Genomic DNA, 2,523 nt, shown 5'->3' with positions numbered 1-2,523 from the left:
CCGCGGCCGGGTTGCGCGAGCAATTGTCGGCGACCCTGACCGACTACATGGTGCCTGCCGCCTTCGTGCTGCTGCCGGCATTCCCGTTGACCCTCAACGGCAAGGTGGACCGCAAGGCCCTGCCGGCACCGGATGCCGAGGCGTACGCCAGCCAGGCCTACGAGGCACCGCAAGGCGAGATCGAACAGGTCTTGGCCGACCTGTGGGCCGAGCTGTTGAAAGTGGAGCGGGTCGGTCGCCACGACAATTTCTTCGAACTGGGCGGCCATTCGCTGCTGGCGATGAGGCTGATCGAGCGCATGCGCCAGGCCGAACTATCGGTGGATGTGCGCGTGCTGTTCAGCCAGCCAACGCTGCAGGCTCTGGCCGCTGCGGTGGGCGGACACCGGGATGTGGTGGTGCCGGCCTGCGCCGTCGTCGAAGGCTGTGAGCGCATCACACCGGACATGTTGCCGCTGGCCGTATTGAGCCAGGAGGCCATCGATCGGATCGTGGCGAGCGTGCCGGGAGGAGCGCGCAACGTGCAGGAGATCTACCCACTGGCGCCGTTGCAGGAAGGCATCCTGTATCACCATTTGACGGCGAAAATGGGTGATCCGTACGTGCTGCAAACGCTGTTCGGGTTTGACCGCCGGGCCCGGTTGGATGACTTTGCCCAGGCTTTGCAGGGGGTGATTGACCGGCATGACATTCTCAGAACTTCGATGGTCTGGGAAAACCTCGACGAACCGATGCAGGTCGTGTGGCGACAGGCTCGGCTCAGCGTTGACGAGTTGGACGCGGACCCGAGCGGCGGCGATGCCGTTGCCCGGCTGTATGAGCGTTTCGATGCCCGGCATTACCGGCTGGACGTGCGGCAGGCACCGATGCTGCGTCTGGCTATCGCCGAGGACGTCGCCAACCAGCGCTGGGTCGCCATGCTGCTGTTCCACCATATGGTCCTGGACCATACCGGCCTGGAAGTGCTGGAACGTGAAATGCAGGCGCAGTTGTTGGGCAAGGTCCATGAACTGGGCGAATCGGTGCCTTATCGCAACTACGTGGCCCAGGCGCGCCTGGGTGTCGATCAGCAGGCGCACGAAGCGTTTTTCCGCGACATGCTTGGCGACGTCGACGAGCCTACGTTGCCGTTCGGCCTGCGGGATGTGCAAGGCGATGGCAATGGCGTGGAAGAGGTAAAGCTGGCCGTGGAGGCGGGCTTGTGTCGCCGTCTGCGCGACCAGGCCCGCCAGTTGGGCGTCAGCGCGGCGAGCCTGATGCACTTGGCCTGGGCGCACGTCCTGGGCCGTGTCAGCGGTCGCGACGACGTGGTCTTCGGCACCGTACTATTGGGTCGCATGCAGGCCGGCGATGGAGCTGACCGGGCCCTGGGCATGTTCATCAACACCTTGCCATTGCGGGTGAGCCTGGCTGGGCAAGATGTATACGCAGCGGTGAAGGCGACCCACAAACGACTCAGCGGCCTGCTGGGCCATGAGCATGCTCCGTTGGCACTGGCCCAGCGTTGCAGTGGCGTGGTTGCGCCAACACCGTTGTTCAGTTCGATGCTCAACTATCGTCATTGCGGGATCGAGGTGACCGCGCAGGCGCTGACGGCGTGGCAAGGCATCGAGTCGATTGGCGGTGAAGAACGGACCAATTACCCCTTGGCGCTGGCCGTGGATGATGAAGGCGAGGGCTTCAGCCTGGTGGTGCAAGCGTTGGTCGGAACCGGCGCGCGGCGTATCGGCGAGTACGTGCAGACCACGCTCGAAAGTCTGGTCAGCGCACTGGAGCAGGCGCCGGATACGCCACTGCAGGCCCTCACGAGTCTGCCGGCGGCCGAACGTCTGCATCTGTTGGAAACGTTCAATGCCACGGCGGTCGATTACCCGCAGGGCCTGACCTTGCACGGCTTGTTCGAAACACGGGTCGCGGCCTGTCCGGATGCCGTCGCGGTTGTCTCTGGCGAGGCAGCGTTGAGCTACTCGCAATTGAATGCGCGCGCCAACCAGGTCGCTCATCGCCTATTGGAACTGGGCATTCGCCCGGATGACCGCGTGGCGATCTGTGCCGATCGCAGCCTGGACATGGTGGCGGGCCTGCTGGGCATTCTCAAGGCCGGCGCGGCGTATGTGCCGCTCGACCCGGATTACCCAGCCGAGCGCTTGGCCTACATGCTGGAAAACAGCGCGCCGAGGGTGGTGCTGACCCAGCGCGCCTTGCAGGCGAGCCTGCCGGCTACGCAGGCGCGGACCCTGCTGCTGGATGAGGCGCAAGGGTTCTCGATGCAGCCCACCGACAATCCGCAGGTTGAAGGCTTGCATGCCCATCACCTGGCCTATGTCATCTACACCTCGGGCTCCACGGGCCTGCCCAAAGGCGTGATGAACGAGCACGGCGCGGTGGTTAACAGGCTGTTGTGGATGCAGGACGAATACGCCTTGAGCGCCACAGACGCAGTGCTGCAAAAGACCCCGTTCAGCTTCGACGTGTCGGTGTGGGAGTTCTTCTGGCCGCTGTTCAGCGGTGCGCGGTTGGTGA

1 protein-coding gene is annotated in these 2,523 nt (G+C 64.3%); it reads left to right on the top strand.

Features of this window, described 5'->3' with window-relative positions; all coding sequences use genetic code 11:
* On the top strand, positions 1 to 2,523 hold a 2,523-nt coding region (locus AACY42_RS28225), incomplete at both ends, for an AMP-binding protein (RefSeq protein ID WP_339483780.1).

The sequence above is a fragment of the Pseudomonas sp. RL_5y_Pfl2_73 genome, assembly GCF_963970515.1.
Classification (GTDB): Bacteria; Pseudomonadota; Gammaproteobacteria; order Pseudomonadales; family Pseudomonadaceae; genus Aquipseudomonas.
The sequence above is the reverse complement of the archived record's forward strand: the minus strand, read 5'-3'. Positions and strand labels throughout refer to the sequence as shown.